Origin of the sequence: Paraburkholderia phymatum, assembly GCF_040965635.1 — a bacterium.
In the GTDB taxonomy this organism is placed as follows: domain Bacteria; phylum Pseudomonadota; class Gammaproteobacteria; order Burkholderiales; family Burkholderiaceae; genus Paraburkholderia; species Paraburkholderia phymatum_B.
Genome location: NZ_JBFRCH010000023.1, coordinates 64865 through 81720, shown reverse-complemented (window position 1 = coordinate 81720; position 16856 = coordinate 64865). Strand labels below are relative to the sequence as shown.

Annotated in this window: 12 protein-coding genes and 5 pseudogenes; 4 read left to right on the top strand and 13 right to left on the bottom strand. The window is 59.6% G+C overall.

Going from position 1 to position 16856, the window contains the following annotated elements:
- Positions 1 to 153: 153 nt before the first annotated feature.
- The 7 genes and pseudogenes from AB4Y32_RS29010 to AB4Y32_RS28980 form a co-directional block, all read right to left on the bottom strand.
- Positions 154 to 579 (bottom strand): hypothetical protein, encoded by a 426-nt coding sequence (locus AB4Y32_RS29010; RefSeq protein ID WP_368724619.1) that lies wholly within the window; start codon positions 577 to 579, stop codon positions 154 to 156.
- Positions 580 to 1076: 497 nt separating this feature from the next.
- Positions 1077 to 1454 carry a hypothetical protein gene (locus AB4Y32_RS29005; protein ID WP_368724618.1) on the bottom strand — a complete coding sequence of 126 codons (378 nt, stop codon included), beginning with the start codon at positions 1452 to 1454 and terminating at the stop codon, positions 1077 to 1079.
- A 648-nt stretch (positions 1455 to 2102) separates the two neighbouring features.
- Positions 2103 to 2411: pseudogene (locus AB4Y32_RS29000) on the bottom strand (nitrogenase component 1); the annotation flags it as partial.
- 714 nt (positions 2412 to 3125) lie between these two features.
- Positions 3126 to 3350: pseudogene (locus tag AB4Y32_RS28995) on the bottom strand (transposase); the annotation flags it as partial.
- Positions 3351 to 3615: 265 nt separating this feature from the next.
- Positions 3616 to 4120: pseudogene (locus tag AB4Y32_RS28990) on the bottom strand (IS66 family transposase zinc-finger binding domain-containing protein); the annotation flags it as partial.
- A gap of 32 nt (positions 4121 to 4152) precedes the next feature.
- Positions 4153 to 4403, bottom strand: a pseudogene (tnpB, locus tag AB4Y32_RS28985) (IS66 family insertion sequence element accessory protein TnpB).
- 423 nt (positions 4404 to 4826) lie between these two features.
- On the bottom strand, positions 4827 to 6101 hold the full coding sequence (locus AB4Y32_RS28980) for an IS3 family transposase (RefSeq protein ID WP_368724617.1): 1275 nt from the start codon (positions 6099 to 6101) through the stop codon (positions 4827 to 4829).
- A gap of 443 nt (positions 6102 to 6544) precedes the next feature.
- Between AB4Y32_RS28980 and tnpB (AB4Y32_RS28975) the strand changes: the two genes are divergently transcribed.
- The gene (gene tnpB, locus AB4Y32_RS28975; protein ID WP_368724616.1) at positions 6545 to 6820 is read left to right on the top strand and encodes an IS66 family insertion sequence element accessory protein TnpB; all 276 of its coding nucleotides are present in this window, start codon (positions 6545 to 6547) and stop codon (positions 6818 to 6820) included.
- On the opposite strand, the pseudogene AB4Y32_RS28970 reads toward tnpB (AB4Y32_RS28975), so the two are convergent.
- A pseudogene (locus AB4Y32_RS28970) lies at positions 6793 to 7030 on the bottom strand (transposase domain-containing protein); the annotation flags it as partial. The gene tnpB (AB4Y32_RS28975) and the pseudogene AB4Y32_RS28970 overlap by 28 nt on opposite strands.
- A 127-nt stretch (positions 7031 to 7157) precedes the next feature.
- Here AB4Y32_RS28970 and AB4Y32_RS28965 point away from each other — a divergent pair.
- On the top strand, positions 7158 to 7619 hold the full coding sequence (locus AB4Y32_RS28965; RefSeq protein WP_368724615.1) for a site-specific integrase: 462 nt from the start codon (positions 7158 to 7160) through the stop codon (positions 7617 to 7619).
- 81 nt (positions 7620 to 7700) lie between these two features.
- Complete coding sequence (locus AB4Y32_RS28960; RefSeq protein ID WP_368724614.1) at positions 7701 to 8060, top strand: tyrosine-type recombinase/integrase; 360 nt, start codon at positions 7701 to 7703, stop codon at positions 8058 to 8060.
- Positions 8061 to 8721: 661 nt separating this feature from the next.
- On the opposite strand, the gene AB4Y32_RS28955 is transcribed toward AB4Y32_RS28960, so the two are convergent.
- On the bottom strand, positions 8722 to 9036 hold the full coding sequence (locus AB4Y32_RS28955; protein WP_368724639.1) for an HU family DNA-binding protein: 315 nt from the start codon (positions 9034 to 9036) through the stop codon (positions 8722 to 8724).
- Positions 9037 to 9941: 905 nt separating this feature from the next.
- Here AB4Y32_RS28955 and AB4Y32_RS28950 point away from each other — a divergent pair.
- The gene (locus AB4Y32_RS28950; protein WP_368724638.1) at positions 9942 to 10586 is read left to right on the top strand and encodes a MarR family winged helix-turn-helix transcriptional regulator; all 645 of its coding nucleotides are present in this window, start codon (positions 9942 to 9944) and stop codon (positions 10584 to 10586) included.
- 1704 nt (positions 10587 to 12290) lie between these two features.
- Here AB4Y32_RS28950 and AB4Y32_RS28945 read toward each other — a convergent pair.
- The 4 genes from AB4Y32_RS28945 to AB4Y32_RS28930 form a co-directional block, all read right to left on the bottom strand.
- Positions 12291 to 12605, bottom strand: coding sequence for a hypothetical protein (locus AB4Y32_RS28945; protein ID WP_368724613.1), 315 nt, complete (start codon positions 12603 to 12605; stop codon positions 12291 to 12293).
- Between the two features lie 77 nt (positions 12606 to 12682).
- Positions 12683 to 13882 (bottom strand): hypothetical protein, encoded by a 1200-nt coding sequence (locus AB4Y32_RS28940; RefSeq protein ID WP_368724612.1) that lies wholly within the window; start codon positions 13880 to 13882, stop codon positions 12683 to 12685.
- A gap of 320 nt (positions 13883 to 14202) precedes the next feature.
- A complete protein-coding gene (locus AB4Y32_RS28935) occupies positions 14203 to 15228 on the bottom strand; it encodes a ParB/RepB/Spo0J family partition protein (RefSeq protein ID WP_368724611.1) in 1026 nt (341 codons plus the stop codon).
- Positions 15225 to 16448, bottom strand: a complete 1224-nt coding sequence (locus AB4Y32_RS28930; protein WP_368724610.1) for a ParA family protein — start codon at positions 16446 to 16448, stop codon at positions 15225 to 15227. Before AB4Y32_RS28930 ends, AB4Y32_RS28935 begins: the two co-directional genes overlap by 4 nt.
- Positions 16449 to 16856: the final 408 nt, after the last annotated feature.

The following is a 16856-nucleotide window of genomic DNA, read 5'->3' as shown; positions in this document are numbered from 1 at the left end:
GACAGGTCGACAGGTCGTAGCGCTTGCAAACATCGGCGTCAACATCATGTTGATGAACGTCGGACTTGTCGGCAGCAATTCGACACAGTAGCGCCCGATCGCTTCACACACCGCATCGGGCGTTCTGCCAGCCGGCGTCACGATCGCGCCACCTTACCTAAGCACGGTTAGCAGCGTGTTGATGCCGTCGATGTGATCGAGCATCAGAAAGACGAGCGTGACGTACGCGCGGCCATTGGCCCGTTCGAGCCGCGCCGCCATCCGGTCAAAGTCGAGCAGGGAAGCCTTGCTTCGGCCTGTCGAGCCGGAACTGAAGAGAATCAGACCGGCCGCACCTTTGACGCGCAACTGTTCGACCATCGGATGGGCGATGACAGGCACCACCCGGCGTTCGATTTGGCAAACACCTGCCAACTCGAACATGACGACAAGGCCGACTTCAGCAATCTCAAGATACTCGTCGCGCTTCGCGCCGGAACGACAATCGCTCCGGCAAACGCGAGTGCAAGCATCAATGCGCAGACACCGGGTGCATAATCGCCGCACACCGCCACGGCCCCACCGCGCCTCACGCTCCATTGATCGAGTTCGCCCCGTCAGAAATCGATCTTCCCGCCGAATACGTCGTAAGTCACTGTCTCGCTCGCCGACACGAGACACGGACGCGGACCGAATGCGCTGCTCAAGAAAGGTCGTTATCGTACTTACCTCGACGCATAAGAGGTGACTGGGGCGTCGTACGCCGCCGTCTTGACTACGGCCGACATCAGCTGCCGTAGCCATTGACCGGACAGCTTGCCGACGACATTGTTGACGATGGCCACGCGCAGGACCGACTGGAACGACCGAAGCGACGCGACGCCAATCTCTCGATCGCAAGAGCGTTGACGCGCAGCTGTGCATAAGCGAGCCCGCGAAACGCCTCGTACGAGTCATTCAGGCTCTGCACCCATTGTTGATAAAGGGACGTCTGACTCGAGATAATTTAGTTCGACATAGCGACAACCTCCTTATCGAAGACGGGCGGGCACGCGGCGCCGCATACGCCCGCATAGTGGAATTTGGGCAACGACACGTCAGGACGACGCACGGCGAGCACAACTGCGGCGGTTAAGTATCTCTCGCAATGCGGACAGTTCGTCCTCGATCTCGTCGCCTCGATAGTGGAGAAAAGCGCCGGTCTCGCCGCCGACGAGGATTTCGAGATATGGTTCGGCCTCGGCCACACCAGGGTCGCAGCCGGCATGGAGGACGTCCACGCTATCATGCGACGGCTCGCGGACCGCCGTTACGACCGACGCGAGACCGAGCGTACGCAGCCGGTCCGCCCACACGATGAGCCCTCCTTCGGCATCCCCTGCCTCCATCGGAACGTAGAGGCAGAACGAGCGCTCGTCGAGCCAGATCGTGTGCCCGGCCTGATGAGGGGAAGCAGGATTGGCCGCAAGACACATGGGAGCCCCTCTTTTGGAAGGTGGCTCCGCCTGCGCGACTGTGGCTGATCCTTTCCGCACAACGCTGTTACGACGCCGACGGGACGACAGGTCAACAAAATGCGCAGCCTGTGCCAGCCATCCGCGCGCGCAAATTAATCGGCTCGCATGCCTCATCAAATGCTCCTTCGTGTGGGGTTATAAATTCGGTCGATTCAGGTTTTCAATATCAGAAAGATGGAAAAGCGAGTTCTTCTTCGGATTTCGACCATTCGACGGTCTGCTGACGAAGTCGTCAAGATGATTGAACTCGCGACTTTCTTTCTTGTTGCGAAAGAGCAGTTCGTGATCGAGAATCTTCTCGGCGGATCGAGTCATGATTAGTCCCGAGTCGTTAATCTGAATAGCCGGTGGTCGGTGCCGTACGCGATTGCTAAGCCTGCTGCGTTCACGAAGCTGTTTTTCACGACGCCTTCGCTAGGCTCGATCGCAAAGCCGGCGTGTCTGTGATAGGAGCCCGAATAATCCAAGTTAGCGGAACGGCACGCTCATCTTCTGCAGCACGAACTTCTCCTTGACGCTCAAGCCGACGAGGTTCCGCGGCGCCGGCTTGAGCACCTCTCAAATCCGTAGCCGGTCACGTGGTCGGAGGTCGGCGTGCCGTCCTGCCGGCCGCCTGTCCGGAGCGGCCTGATCGAACACGACAGACCGAATCGCGTCGTTCGCGAGAGGATATCCAAGTAACTGCGACACACCGCGAAAACCATCGCAGCGCACCGGCACAATCGCGTGCCCTCAGTACCGCGCGCTTTTCTTATTCGAGACTGCCTCCATGTCATGACCGATGAGACCAATCGGACACTCGCTCTGGATCGAGATACCCTTGTTCAGCTGGAACAGCGCCTGGATCTCGTCGATTATCTTCTCGAGCTTTCTGTCACCGCCGAACACCATGTCCTTCTCCTGAAGCCTTCGCGTGCAGGATTGGGCAAGTCTGCCTTCGGATCGCAGCTGAGAATGAGGTTTTTCTTCCGCTCGCGGTCGCTCAGCGCCGCGAGCGTGTTCTGCAACGACGAGGACAGCCGATCCCGCCTTTGCCGTAGAAGGCGATTTTCCGAAGTTGAGACATTGTGGTACTCCATTGACGTATAAGGTGAACCCAGGGTCGGGAATCAAGTCTGAAAGCCGCGATCATGTCCTCAGCCTGCGGTGCTGCATGGTCTCATTCCGTTGAATCACACACATAGGCCGGAGCGTGGCTGCGCGGACGTCTATCGCGCAGCTTTTGTGCCATGTTGACGCGAAGCCGCGGAATCCTCAGTAAACCGGAACTTCTGGTGCTTGCGCGAAACCTCGAAGACCGAGGTCCGCAACGTCAGCTTCCCGACAAAGCGACGCGTTTGTAGCAAAACGAACTTAAGTGCTCCGTAGCGTGGAGGCACGCCGGCGTGTCGCCGGTAATTGGCACTGCCTGGCACGGCACTGATGGCGACGGCGCTATTGACCACGACATCACATGTTCGATGGAGTAAGGCGTTCGCCATATCAGACGACGCAGTAAGCGGCGGATCTCCTGAACGCCGAGCGGCAGCGAACATTCAGCAGTTTTTTGTATAGGTCGAGAAACGACGCCGTTCCAATGAGTGGCTGAAGGTCTGAGCCATCCCGCGTGGGCAGTTCACTGAATCGGCGCTAGCGAGTTAGCAACGCGACATGAGTATCGAGAGCTCCCTTAAACCCGATACGCAGCTTGACGAATTCGGCAAGCTAGGCGTGGGTCCGCTCGACAACCCAGCGATGCCGACCGAGCCTCTCGCTACTCTCGACGCCACGGCGAGCGATACGTGCCGTGATGCCGCGTCGCTGCAGCGACTCCCCGCAATGCGCCGAGTCGTATCCCTTGTCGGCATGCACCTTGTCGCCACCGTGGACATCCGGGTATGCCTGGCACCGGCGGTATCGCATCGTGCTCACGCTCGCACCGTCGATGCTCGCGCGGCGCCAGTCGATCGCATCATATCCGCGCAGTCGCGCGAGCAACGCCAGATGCCTAAGACTCGCTAACAAAACCTGTCATCCGAAAGCGAGGGGTATAGGCTTGTCACTGATTCTTTGTCTTGTCATCCAACATCAAACCGATCCGCGGCGGCGGTGGCGTAACCTTGATCCCCAGGTCGCATCACGGGCACGCATGCTTGACACGCTGGTGCTGGATGACGTGAACCTGCTCCGGGATCACACCGATCTGCTCGCTGGTTTCCTCGCCAATCTCGACCAGCGCGTGCCCGTCGTGATCGCAGAACCGTTCCGACTCTGGCAATTCGTGACGAACTACCGTGCAGAGCAACGATGGGACGAGGGGTTTGCGACCACGCTTCTTGCGCGCATGTGCGGCGACCTTCGTGACCGGTTCATCTTCCTGCGCCCGTTGTGCAGGAGCGTTTGCCGCCAACGCTTCACCTTCATTGAACAGGCCCAGCCGGTGGGAGCTGCGCGCTTCGCTCTTTGCGCCCAAACAGTTCGCGGCGATAAGCCTTCAGTCGCTCTTCAGCGAGATCGCGCTCTGCCGCCATAAGCCGCAAGGCGCTGCGCAGTTCGTCACGCTCCTGTCGGAGTTCGAGCGCTGCATCGCGCTCGACGAGCAGCTGCTTCAGTTCATCGGCGGTGACGGTAACGTGAATCGACATGAGCACTTGGACGGCACATGCCGTCATTCCGTTCAGCTGACCCGCGCATAATATCGGCGGGGATGCCTTCTTATCGCGGCAAGATTGCTGCCCTCCAGAAGCCAGTGCAACTGGTCGACATCCAGCGTGACGATCTGCGCTTCGACTGGCCAGATAGAGCGGTCCGCCTCGAGTTTTTTCATCAGGAGCCAGAAACCGTTGTCCTGCCAACCAGGATCCTGATCCGGTCGCGACGGCGGTTGCCAAAGACATAAAGCGCTCGGTCCATCGGATTGAGCTGCATCGCCTGTTCAACCAGAATCGACAGTCCGGCTATGCCCATCCTGAATCGACCGGCTCGCGGTGCAGGTAAACTTTCAGCCCATGGTCGAACCGGAACACGGTAGCCTCCCCAACATCTGAAAGATCGTCGACAACTCCTCCAGTCGGGCTTCGCCCAGTTCGAACTGCACTCCGTTGGGAAAACGCACGTGCAGCGCAATCGCCATTGCCGGTGCTGCGGGCCGCACTGGCGTGCAAACGGCCGCGGGCGTCGCAACCACGGGAACGAATTCCGGCGTCGCCGTTCCTGCTCACGGCTCCGGTTTCGCCGGCCTAGTATTCTGTGTAAGCACCCGGCGATGTCACCTTGATCATGCGGGTGACGAAAGCGACGATCGTGTCTACCAATTTTTGGACTGACCCCCGAAGGTTGGACGGTTGGCGACTATGCTTGGTCGAACTGGATCCTGTATTCAACAGGACTCCGTCCTCCCAGTTTTAGCTTTATGCGATCGTTGTTGTAGTAGCGAATGTAGTCATCCACGCCCGCCCGCAGTTCGTCGATACTGCTGAACTCGTTGACATGGTAGAACTCGGCTTTGAGTGTGCCAAAGAAGCTCTCCATTGCTGCGTTGTCCAGGCAATTACCTTTGCGCGACATGCTCTGCGTCACTTTACGATTTTCGAGGTGACGACGGTAGTCGGGCATCCGGTATTGCCAGCCTTGATCAGAGTGAAGGATTGGTCTTTCGTCCGCTCCCAGCCGGTCAAACGCTTTTCGTAGCATTGACCCGACCATGTTGAACAACGGCCGCCTGGCAGTCTCGTATGCGACGATCTCGCCATTGTAAAGGTCCATGATCGGCGAGAGGTATAACTTCTGGCCGCTCACATTGAATTCCGTCACATCCGTTACCCACTTCTCATTGGGTCGCTGCGCGGCGAAGTTGCGCTCTAACACGTTGGGCGCGACATGCCCGATCTGACCTCTATAGGCGCGGTATTTCTTCACCCGCACGCACGATTTCAGCTGCAACTCGCCCATCAAACGCTGCACGGTTTTGTGATTGATTCGCCTGCCTTCCTGCCGGATCACAGCCGTAACACGCCGATAGCCGTACCTTCCTTTGTGCTGATCGAAGACGAACCGGATCCTGTCTTTCAGACTTGCGTACTTGTCGGCCATCTGCAGCGCTTTCTGCTGGTAGTAGAAGGTGCTGCGTGCAAGACCGGCTATTTGCAGTAGATCAGCGAGCGGATACTCTTGCCTTAGCTCAAGCACGACCTGCGCTTTTCTTGCAGCGCTGCGTTTTTCGTCATCGCGTGGATGAGCTTTAGATTCTTGATTCAACTGCTTTGTCATTGTTCTCTTTCGTCCGGCGGCGCCCCACGATAGGGCTTCAACGCCGCCGTTGTCATACTGACGCTTCCAGTGGCCGACAATGTCGAATCGACGGATATCAAACACTGCAGCGACCTGACGATACGACAACTCATCGTCCTGCATGCGCTGCAACACTGCAAGCTTGAACTCTACGCTATAGGAACTGCGAGCTTTTTCATGGAGACCGTCAGCCCCGCGCGCCCTATACGATGCGACCCACTGGCGCAGGGACGAAACGTCTACGCCGTGGCGATTGGCGACGACCTTCAGTCCTGATTGCCCGGAGCAGTAATCTTCGACGGCGGACAGCTTCGTCTGCAATGTGTATTTTGCCATGAACATCCCGAAGTAATGTCCAACCTTCGGGGGTCAGTCCATTTTTAAATGGACACGTGTACGCTATGGACGAGAATGAAGCGATTTCGGAAGTGGTGCAGCCGACACGGCGACGCCGCCACTGCAAAGAGTTCAAGGAGAAGGTGATGCGGCGATGCAGCCGAACGTGTCGATCGCCGCAGTCGCGCTGCATTACCAGTTGAATGCGAATTTGCTGCGTCGATGGGTGGCCGCGCAGGAGGAACAGACGCCGCGCGGGAGCCTTGCCAGTCGATGAGCGTGCCGCTGGCGGAGTTTGTTCCACTGCAGGTGGAGGCGCCGGGCGTGGCAGTCGTTTCGACGGAGATCCAGATCGAGGTGCGCCGCGGGGCGGCGACTGTGACCGTACGCTGGCCGCTATGCGCGGCGGCCGATTGCGCAGCCTGGTTGCAAGGGTGGCTGCGATGATCCGTATCGACGCGATCTGGTTGGCGACCGAGACCATCGATGTGCGCGCGGGCATCGACACGATCCTGGCGCGTGTCGTGAAGGTGTTCGGCGCGGCGCGACCGCACCACGCCTATCTGTTTGCCAATAAGCACTCGACGCGTATAAAGGTGCTCGTGTATGACGGGTTCGGTATCTGGCTGGCCGCGCGTCGCCTGAACCGTAAGCGCCCGGCAATGGCACCCCGGGGAGTGCCCGCTGGCGATCAGGCGGTGATCGGCGCCCAGCGATGAGGCAATAGCTGAGCGATGTCGTCGGCGCGATGCGTGGGCAAGCGGTTCAGTACGTCTTTGAGGTAGACGTATGGATCATGGCCGTTGAGCTGCGCTGATCGAATCAGGCCGCATGATTGCGGCTGCACGTTGCCCCGCACGCAAAGAGCCCGCGAAGAGCCAGTTCGCCCTTCCCAAGGCCCATGGACGAATCTGATTTTCCAGCCAATTAGGCCGACTTCCCGATTATGCCGCGTCACGCATGCGCGTGGCGGTGGGTATCGCCTATCATGATCGCTGTGTCGGCATAACCGTATGATTTCTCAGGCTGGCGATCGCGCTGGCCAGGAGAGATCAGATGAAGGCGACACGCACAGTCAGCGAATCCGGCGGGCTGCCGGCCCATCACATCGATGCATTTCTTGATCGTCTACGGGTGGCACACTATTCCGAGGTAACGCTGCGCAAGAAACGAAGGGTCCTGTGTGCGTTCTCTGGGTGGATGAAGAACAGGAACATCGACCTGATTGATCTCGATGAGTCTGCCATGGCTCGTTTTATGAAGCGCACGATCGACGCATCACGAGACCACGTCCAGCGTGCGCGTCCCACATTACGGCAGTTTCTCGCATATCTGCGCGCCGAAGCCATCATGCGCTCGCCGACGTTGGGCGGCCAGCCCGCGATTGCGCACATCTATGGCCGATACCTGGATCATCTGAAGCACGATCGTGGACTCGCGAAGAACTCGCTGCTTGTCTACGGGCCTTTCATTCGCGACTTTCTCGACAGCCACGCGGCCGGCGACGGAAGTATATAGCCCGATGCATTTGACGCGGTAACGATCCGGAATCATCTTCTTGCCCGCAGCAAAGGTCGATCGGCGGAGTACACGCGGCTGATGGCAGTTGCGCTTCGCTCGTTCTGCCATTTCCTCTTTCTGCGCGGCGATACGGCCCGAGACCTGTATGAGTCAGTGCCCTCGGTTCGTAAGTGGCGACAGTCGACTGTGCCGACGTTCCTCACGCCTGAGCAGCAAGAAGCTCTCATTGCATCTCCAGACCGGTCGACGCCGACTGGGCGCCGTGACTATGCAATCCTGCTGTTGTTGGCGCGGCTCGGTCTACGTGCCGGAGAAATCGTCGCAATCGAGCTCGACGACATTCTTTGGCGTTCGGGGGAGCTCGTTGTTCATGGCAAGGGGCAGATGGTCGAGCATGTCCCCTTGCCATTCGAGGTTGGAGAAGCAATCGCAATGTAACTTCGCGATGGTCGTGGGGCGAGCGCTTCGCGGCGGGTCTTTCTTCGCAGATTGGCGCCTCGGGTTGGTCTGGCGGGTCCGGCGGCGATTGGCAAGATTGTTCATCTGGCCTTCGCGCGTGCCGGTTTCCGCCCCTCTTGCCGGGGCGCCGCACATCTGTTCCGTCGGCGACGACAATGATTCGCCACGGTGCCTCGATGGCGGAAATCGCCGAGGTCTTGCGGCACCGCTCACAGGACAGTACCGCTATCTACGCAAAGGTCGCGTTTGAGGACCTGCGCGGCGTCGCCTGCTCATGGCCCACGGCGGGAGGTGCGATATGACTGCGATCCGCGAATCTCTCGCTCGGTACGTAGTGCCCGGGCATTTATCGACTGCACACTGGCGTGCGCACCGGGGTGACGACGCCTGGCCAGCAACGCGCATTATGGTCGTTCAAGCCGCGCAATAGCAGTTATCGCTTGCCACCTGGTGTGCAAGGGGCCGTTGCCCTGATCTGACGCAGCAACAGTCAGTCGCGACATCACTCGTGCAAGATGTTGTGCGAGCGTCATTGCAAAACCGCGGGCAAGGGCGCATCGACGCGGGCGCCGGGTCCGCCTTCATGCACACGTCTCGTACAGGACATCCACGATCTCCGGCACGAGTTCAACGCACGGCGTCAGGCTGTGTTCACCGCATCCTTGAACGCCTTCCCCGCCGTGAACTTCACGGTCTTCGCCGCGGCGATCGTGATGGTTTCACCCGTCGCCGGATTGCGGCCCGTGCGTTCCGAACGTGCGCCCGTCGAGAATGACCCGAAACCGACAAGCTGCACCGTATGACCACGCGTGACAGCCTGCGTAATCGAATCCAGCACCGCATCAATGGCAGCGCCCGTAGTCGCCTTGCTTTCGCCCGTGGCGCTCGCAACCGCGTCGATCAGTTCCTGTTTGTTCATATTCGTCATCCTTGAGAAACGTCCGTGTGCGGACAGCACCGACACCTTAGCGCATTTCGCTTTCGTCGCGCACGAACCTGCGATGGCTGGGCAGGAAACACCGGGCGGTACAGCGCCTTTCGTGCCGGCCGTTGGTGGCGAAGCGAAGGCATCGTCGGGTAAGGCACAGATCGTTAGTTGCGTGAATTGTGCGGTGCTTCGCCAACTGAAGAACGCACAAAGAGGAATAGTTTCCGAGACGCGTCATAGTAGGCCGTTCGACCGTTCATGGAAAAGGCGTCTTTGGCTGCAGCCGTTCGCTGCGGGGAACATAGCTGATCGAATGCCTCCGATGAATATCAAGCGATGCATGCATGTGCATTCGCGAAAGGTTCATGCTGCACACACGTATGGCGGGAGACGGGCGCGCGCATGCGGGTCGTCAGCTCAATAAGCCTTGACATAGGCGGAGTGTCACTTCGTCGTCCTGGCGCGCAGGCGGAAATTGATCAGCGCGGTGTACCTGATTGCGATAACTGCTTCAACGGCCCCCTGATTTTTCTATGCCTTCTGATTCGTGTCTACATCGGTGCGCCGCGCCCCGGGCGTGATGCTGACATGGCAAGATGCACCGACGATGCGGGTACTTCCCATGTCGATAAACGTAGTAGTATTTAGCAATTGTGTATTTGCGTCACACTTACCGACGCTGGCGTTCGCGTATCTGTTCGCAAGGCGCGGCGTGCATGCGATGTCGGTCATAGCTCGCGGTTCCCACAGGTTGCGAAACGAGACTTGAGACGTTCCTGGCGTAGCTGGGCCGATTCACGATCAGTTTTTAGATAAGGGAGTCGGCGTAGCGAATGTACGGGCTACGCCGACTCCATAGACTGTCAGTGCGCCGTCATCGCATATCGGATGTGGACGGACCACGGCATGCTGTCGACCACGAACGGAAAACCATGAGCGAAAGTGTATATGGAGAGCAGGCAACCGGGCGGGTGACCCACAGCCTGTTGCGACTCAGCACGGCCATGCGAAGCCAGGCATGGGAGTGGGCGGAAGGCGCAGGTTTGACGCCGACGCAAGGCGAAATCCTCGTGCTGCTGATGCAGCGCAAGGGGCCGATGCGTCTGGGCGAAATCGCCCGCGAAACGGCACTGACGGCCGCGACCACGAGCGATGCCGTGAGCACGCTGGAAACCAAGGGACTTGTGGAAAAGCGCCGTGCGCTTGACGACGGCCGCGCTCTCGCCTTGCGCCTGACGGCAAAGGGACGCACCGCGGCCAGGCGCGCCACGCAATGGCCAGACTTCCTCGCGAAGGCGGTCGGAACGCTGCGCGACGAAGAACAATCGACGTTCTATCGCACGCTGCTGAAGACCGTACGCCAGCTGGAAGTGCAAGGCCATATTCCGCCGCACCGGATGTGTGTGACCTGCACGCATCTTGATCCGAGCAGAAACCCGAAGAAAACGCCGCATCACTGCATGCTGCTTGATCTGTCGATGGCGGACACTGATCTCCGTCTGGACTGCCCGGTGCACGAAACGGCCGACGCCGCCACCCAGAAAAAGACCTGGAAGATCTTCGCCCAGCAGGGCTGAGTCAGCAGACGCGCAGCCCGACCGCCGGTGGCATGCGCGCTGGTGTATCGGCCGTTCTTTTGGTGCCCGGGATCGACGGGTTGAGGGCTGGACACAGGCGGCCGGCACGCGATGGCGGCTGAAAACAACTGCCTCAGCGGCGCAGCCTGAACTCCTGTCTATCGGGCCCGTCGGAATGGAGCACCGACAACCGTCACAGTATTCCGAATTCCTGATTGAAATGGTTGCAATGTCCAGGGTCACTGTCTGCCCGCCCCTCAACCTGGCTTGGTTGAACTTGTGTGCGTGCGCATAGTCGTGCGGTACTGATTCTCCTGCCGCACATCCCCCGGTCTGAAACAAGTGCGGGGACGTAAGATTCTCCTCCGGGCGTGGGTGCACGGTTGCGACCGGTCAGAGGACCGTGGTCTGTCTTGGGCGTGTTGCCCCTCTCGTCCCCTTTGTCATTCCATGCCCTAGGCGAGACAATCAACGTGTGCAGGCTCATCCCGTGTTCAACCATCAGCAGCGAAATCCGCCGCGCCCTCAGCCCCGCATTCGACACGCACCATCTAGCTGCCGGCACAAAGGACGTCACCTTGAGACAATTCACGCGTAGCCCAAGAAGACCACAGACATACTACTTCGTGTCAGGCACTTGCGACCTGATGGTTTTGTTCGTCTTCGCGCCCGGCGATATGGTGCCGATCGCATTCTCGGTGAGCAGTCTCCTGAAATCCCGTAACGCGTGACATCCGGCGAGATTGGCGCGTCCAGGTGTGCGCTCTTCGACTCGCGGTTCATCGGATCAAGCGCGTCAGGTCTGTACCGGCTGATCCATTTCCGGCGGGTCAGCGACCCGGCCTGCGGGAAAACGCCGACTGCATAAGCCCGCTTCGCGTCACATTTGCAGATCAACGGAACGCACCGGACCTGCCCTACTTCACCGCTGCGCTTCCTGCACGTGTGAAGCTAGCCGGATGCGTCCAGTCGGCCGACTTTCCGAGCCGAAGAGCGAACCGCTCCTCGTCGTTATCGACATATGCGCGCATGTAGCAAAGCGGTCCTTGAATGCGGCGCGATGACATGCTGCATCTGTCTGATGTCAGGGTGAGTGCCGGATTCTGCTTAGACGTGAGAGAAAAGCTGGCTTCCTGGGTTGTTTGTCGGCTGGCGACTGTCCGCGCGCCGCTTGATGTCCGTATCCGCCTAGACGGAAACATGCTGGCATTAGCCGGCCCGGCTGTACCGACCGACATACAGAAAACGTAGTATCTGCTACAAATCCTTGCGCGGCACCCGCGATTGCGGCGCGGAATCGCCGGTTCAGGCCGCCCGACGCAAGGTGCATCGCATTGATCGTGAAACAATGCTGCCATTCATTCATTTATTCTAGCAAAATCAAGAGCTTATGCAAACTGCATTTTGATTCCGATTGTTTCACGAACCTGATAACCTGCATGAGGTCAGGACGTGGCGCGTGCAACGGGCACCTTTCGCGTGACCACTGCGCCGGGCTTTGCTGGACGCCTTTTCCGCGCCAAGGTAACCGCGTCGGCTCTGACATCAGGTCCGTAATGTCAATTTAACTCACCATGTCTTCCGGCGGCCGCGCCTGGCTTCCAACTTACGCGCACGCAGTGCCCCGTCCGCCTCAACGACCGGCGATTTCCGCGGCGCGCGCACGTGGCCTGGCTCCCTTCCCGATGCAATCGCTGCGCGACCTCAGGCGACCCGCGAATGGACGTGATGGCTTCGTCGTGGACCTGTTCCTGTCTGCTTCCTGATTTTCACCTCGGCTATCCCCCTTTGCAGCCGTTGGAAGTGGCCCACAAATTCTTTTTCGGACAGTCGCGGTATGGCGTTGCTTGCCTCAAGAGCCAAGACTTTCATCTTCTCAGGCCCCAGCACTCGGCTCATCTGGACGAGTTCGAGGCCCAACTGCATACTCATTTCCGGCGACAGTGCCTTTACCTCCTGCGGCAAGGCGTCAATTGCAAGGGCATTGGCGATGTCATTGCGACGTATGCCGAGTGCCATCGACGCTTGCTTGTGCGATCGCTGACCCCCCCGTGGATAAAGGCTTGAAGCGAATTAAGGAAATACCGAACAGTGTTTCACGCTACGCGTCGGCAGAGTTGTCGCAACTGGGTGAGATGCTCTGAGATTTGCGTCGTCAGGACGCGGGGTGCAGGAGTTCCAAAGCTTACAGGAACCTTAACACGCTCACTACAGGTGATTCTGGAAAGCACTCTCTCCGTTTCGGTAACACGGGCAATCTGTCCCTTTTCGAGAGCACGCACGAAGCCCGTTGCCCAATCCCCTGCTGCCTGCCGTGCCGTGCCTTCGTCGCGGCGATAGACCGTCAGCACTGCCCCGCCCTGCCCGACGGCATACTGGGTCTCGCCTGAGGCGTCTACGAAGGTCTGGCCATCGAGGCCACGTACGGCAGCGGCCGCGCGCTGACGCTCCTCCGCGGCGTCCTTGGCAGCCTGCTGCTCAGCGAGGCGTGTGCGCAGCTGATGGCCGAAGTCGGTCGGGCTGGCCAGCAGTGCCCTCAGGTAATTGATGGGGCGCGTAGCTTTTCGCAGCGATGCCCAGCAGACCTCAACAACTTCCGACAGTCGCTTTCCGGCTTCGCGGGCTTCCCGCATCAGACGGAAGATCAGGAAGTCACCAAAGCCAAGGGCGCGAAGACGCTGGAGATCGGCGGGGAGTTGGTTGGCTTGCTTTGCTCGCGTCGGGTTAGCCTGGTGGGTTTCGGTTTGGTTCGAGTCTTTCTCGACAACCCGGCCCGGTTGTCTCTTTTGAAATGCAGTAGGGATAAGATCCTTAGTATTAGCACCGTCTGCCACGCTGTCAGACGGCTGGACAAAACCTTCAGCAGGGGCTTCCGCGGCGTCAGGCGCCGCTTCTTCCACCAGCCCCAGCAGCACGGCAGCGCGCTCCGTCAGATGGAGATACGCACGGCCGAACAACCCGTGGTCGACGTAGCGACGCTGCGGGCGGCGGTCGATCAGGCCAGCGGTTTCGAGGTCAGTGAGGCTGCGGTAGAACGTACGCTCGGACTGCATGGCGCGCTCGCTGAGCAGGGTCCGGCGGGCGTAGATCTCGCCGTAGGGTTTCTTGGCATCAACGGTGCGGGCGAGGGCAGCGAGCACGGCACGGGCGCGTGCAGGGATGCCATCCAGACGGGATGCTTGGTGGACAGCTCGAAGGATCACCCACGGCAGGTTGACTGTGTCGGTGGAGAGCGTGTCTGTTTCAAAAGGGTGAGTTTCACCCTCGCCAGCAACGAAGTGTTGCGCGATGCACATGTCAGTCGTCCATTTCTTGAAAAATGGATTGGAAATGCTTGACTGACTTTCGCGATCCGCTACACTCCGAGGTGTCGAAGCTCTTCCGGTTTCCAGCCGGTGAGTGTAGCGGGCGAGGTTTCCAGCCAAGCCCTATTAAGCAAAAGCCTTCGGTTGGCGCCGAAGGCTTTTGTCTTTCTGCGTTACCTGTTCATCGCAAGCACCGTTTCTAAGTGGTTGATTTTAAAGGTTTCCCCATTGGGGAAAATCTCTGTCGTCCTACCGCCCTGCTCTGTTCCGTTACTAAGTCCTTGATTTACAAGGATTCCCCATTGGGGAAATCATTCCGTCACGTCAGTGCCAGCCTGAGCCGCAATCTCGGCCTTCAGGAACGCTTCGATCTTGTCGGCCCACTGCGTTGCCGCTTCCTCTCCGCCCTTCCCGCTGAAGCGCATGCCGATCACACCGTTGCGGACCGAGAGATCACACAGCTTCTTGCGGCCAGCCATCACGCTACGGGCTGCCGGCGGTGTCGCTTTAGGCGCCTTCGGGCGAGCCATCTCAAGCGCCCGCTTCTGTGTCAGCGCCTCATCCTTGACCAACGCCTGAATCGCCTTGATCACCGACTCAGCTTGGCCGGTCGCTGCCAGCGCTGCGAACTCTTCGGCAGCATGACCGCCCACGCGATCGGGGCGCTCAGCCACGGCTTCCAGTGCCGCAGCCGGGAGCTTCTCGAATGCGAGGATGCGGGCGACGTGCGAGGTGCTCAGGCCCGATGCCTCGAGAATGTCAGAACGGGTAAACCCGGATTCCTTCTGCAGGCGCTCAAATTGCCTGTACTTCTCGTAGTCGGGCAGAGATGGTGCGAGCAGGTTCGAGAACGCTGCGCCGAGTTCTGCGCTTTTCGCTGAGCCGGTGTACGGGATGCCAAGGATCTTCGTGCGACCGAGTTCGTCTCGGTAGATCGCCACTCGGTTGGCGCCGGAGACGATCTCGTTACGACCGTCGCCGAGCGGGCGATAGACGATCGGGTGAATCAGCTCGTTCTTTTCGAGGTTCGCAGTCAGTTCCGCGTACTCGGACGGAGAGAGCTTGCGGCGTCGGCCCGGTACTTCCACGAGCGTGGAGATCTCGACCTCCGCTACGCCCGCGCTCCCCGTGGTCTGCTGGAGCGCCTCGATCTGCCGCCGGGCCTCTTCAAGCTCGGCCACTGCCGCCGCGGCCTTGTCTTCAGCCTCATTGATCCGGTTCGTGAATTCGAACATCCGGCCGGGCGCGCTGCGGGCGGGACCAGTGGGGCGGGAAGGGCGTTCCCCGGTTTGCGTCGGCTGAAGCGCCGCCGTTTTCTCAAGGAGTTTGCTGCTCATGCCGTCACCTCAGTTTCCCTGGTCCAGACATTGATGAACTGGTCGTCAATGAATTCCGCGAGCGCATCCAGTGGCGCTTTGAGTCGCTCGTACTGCTCGCCCGTCATCCGGGTATCACCATCCGCATCGACGTCGAGGCGTTTGCCGTCATAGATAGTCGAGAGAGCGCCAAGCGCTGCGGCCTGAACCTTCGAGTCCGGTACGTGCAGCGGGAACACTCGATCGCCGTACGCTTTGCGGATCCAGCCCTGCACGCCCTTCGATGCGTCAAACGGGCGGACCTTCGTCATGAAAATGTTGATGAAGTCGTAGCGCTTGGACTCGGCGTTGGGCAGGCGCCCGGCGACTTCAGCGAACATCTGCCAGAACTGCGTCGAGCTCGCGAAGTCCAGCGCTTCCGGCGGCAACGGCATGATGATCGCGTCAGCAGCCATCATCACGTTGGTCGTGAGGTAGGAGAGAGCGGGCGGGGTGTCGATGATCACCACGTCGTACTCGTCGAGCAACGGCTCCAGTCCATTGCGCACGATGTTCCAGAACTCGTAGCGGCTGTCCTGGAGGATGTGCGACGGAATCGCGTACTCCGCATCTTGGAGGGCGTTGCACGCCGCGATCAGATCGAGGTTCTTCCAGTACGTTTCCTTGACGGCGTAGTGGAGCGTCGGCTCGTCGCCGTAAATGAGCGGCAGCAACGTGTCCGTATCGGCGATCTCCGCGTCGGGTGCGTAGCCGCACAGCTGCGTGGCCGATCCTTGCGGGTCAGCGTCGATCAGCAGGACTTTCCGCCCAAGTAGGGTCAGCTTCTGTGCTACGCTCACTGACGTCGATGTCTTGGCCACACCGCCCTTGAAGTTCGCAAACGCGACGACGCGACCGCGCGCTCCTTCGGGTCGCTTCGCACGGGCAGAAGTCGCATGGATCCACGCGAGCGCTTCCTCGAGCGAGAACAGTTTCGCGCGGCCTGCGCCAGTCTGTGTGCCGGCCGGCAGACCGAGCTTGGTGGTGAGGTACTTCATGCGCTGTTTGTCGAACCCGCACATGGTCGCGATGTTCGCAGCTGTAAAGGTCGGCGGGTGCTTGCGCGGATACGGTTCGAGCATGGTCGCTCGTACCTGATCAAGCATGTCCAGCGCGCGCACGGCGAGGTCGTCGCGGATGTCAGCAATTGACATCGACAGATCGACGGTCACTTTGGCAGTGAGCAGGTCGTTTGCGGTCACGGTGGTATCCCAGTTGTCCGGAGGTTTTCCGAGTTGGCCCGAAATATTTGGCTAACCCGGAGAATAAAGGGCAAGTCGGTAAACATCAAGTAAACTTTGCGCGGTCCGGCCCCAGTGTGAGCGGCGTCACGCCTGGCAGAGAGCCGTAAATCTCGAATCTGGGTGAGAAAAACCGGACGGATTGAATGGAATCTCGCAGTCCAATGTTCGATCCACTCGGCGTTTCCTAATCCGAAAGTTGTCCGTCGAACCGACATCCTGCCCAGCGCACGCCTCAGCGAAATGCTAAATGCTGCGCAAACCAACTACTATTCTTGGGTTAGCTGCCTCGAGCGAGATCGCCGCGCTAGCACAGCGATCCAGATCCCCACGGCGTGCTTGGTCCGACATATGTCGCCCTCAAGGGAG

Coding starts and splice junctions, on each gene's coding strand:
- AB4Y32_RS29010 (WP_368724619.1), bottom strand. CDS start 579: ATGGAGCGTGAGGCGCGGTGGGGCCGTGGCGGTGTGCGGCGATTATGC.
- AB4Y32_RS29005 (WP_368724618.1), bottom strand. CDS start 1,454: ATGTGTCTTGCGGCCAATCCTGCTTCCCCTCATCAGGCCGGGCACACG.
- AB4Y32_RS28980 (WP_368724617.1), bottom strand. CDS start 6,101: ATGGCAAAATACACATTGCAGACGAAGCTGTCCGCCGTCGAAGATTAC.
- tnpB (WP_368724616.1), top strand. CDS start 6,545: ATGATCCGTATCGACGCGATCTGGTTGGCGACCGAGACCATCGATGTG.
- AB4Y32_RS28965 (WP_368724615.1), top strand. CDS start 7,158: ATGAAGGCGACACGCACAGTCAGCGAATCCGGCGGGCTGCCGGCCCAT.
- AB4Y32_RS28960 (WP_368724614.1), top strand. CDS start 7,701: ATGGCAGTTGCGCTTCGCTCGTTCTGCCATTTCCTCTTTCTGCGCGGC.
- AB4Y32_RS28950 (WP_368724638.1), top strand. CDS start 9,942: ATGAGCGAAAGTGTATATGGAGAGCAGGCAACCGGGCGGGTGACCCAC.
- AB4Y32_RS28945 (WP_368724613.1), bottom strand. CDS start 12,605: ATGGCACTCGGCATACGTCGCAATGACATCGCCAATGCCCTTGCAATT.
- AB4Y32_RS28940 (WP_368724612.1), bottom strand. CDS start 13,882: ATGTGCATCGCGCAACACTTCGTTGCTGGCGAGGGTGAAACTCACCCT.
- AB4Y32_RS28935 (WP_368724611.1), bottom strand. CDS start 15,228: ATGAGCAGCAAACTCCTTGAGAAAACGGCGGCGCTTCAGCCGACGCAA.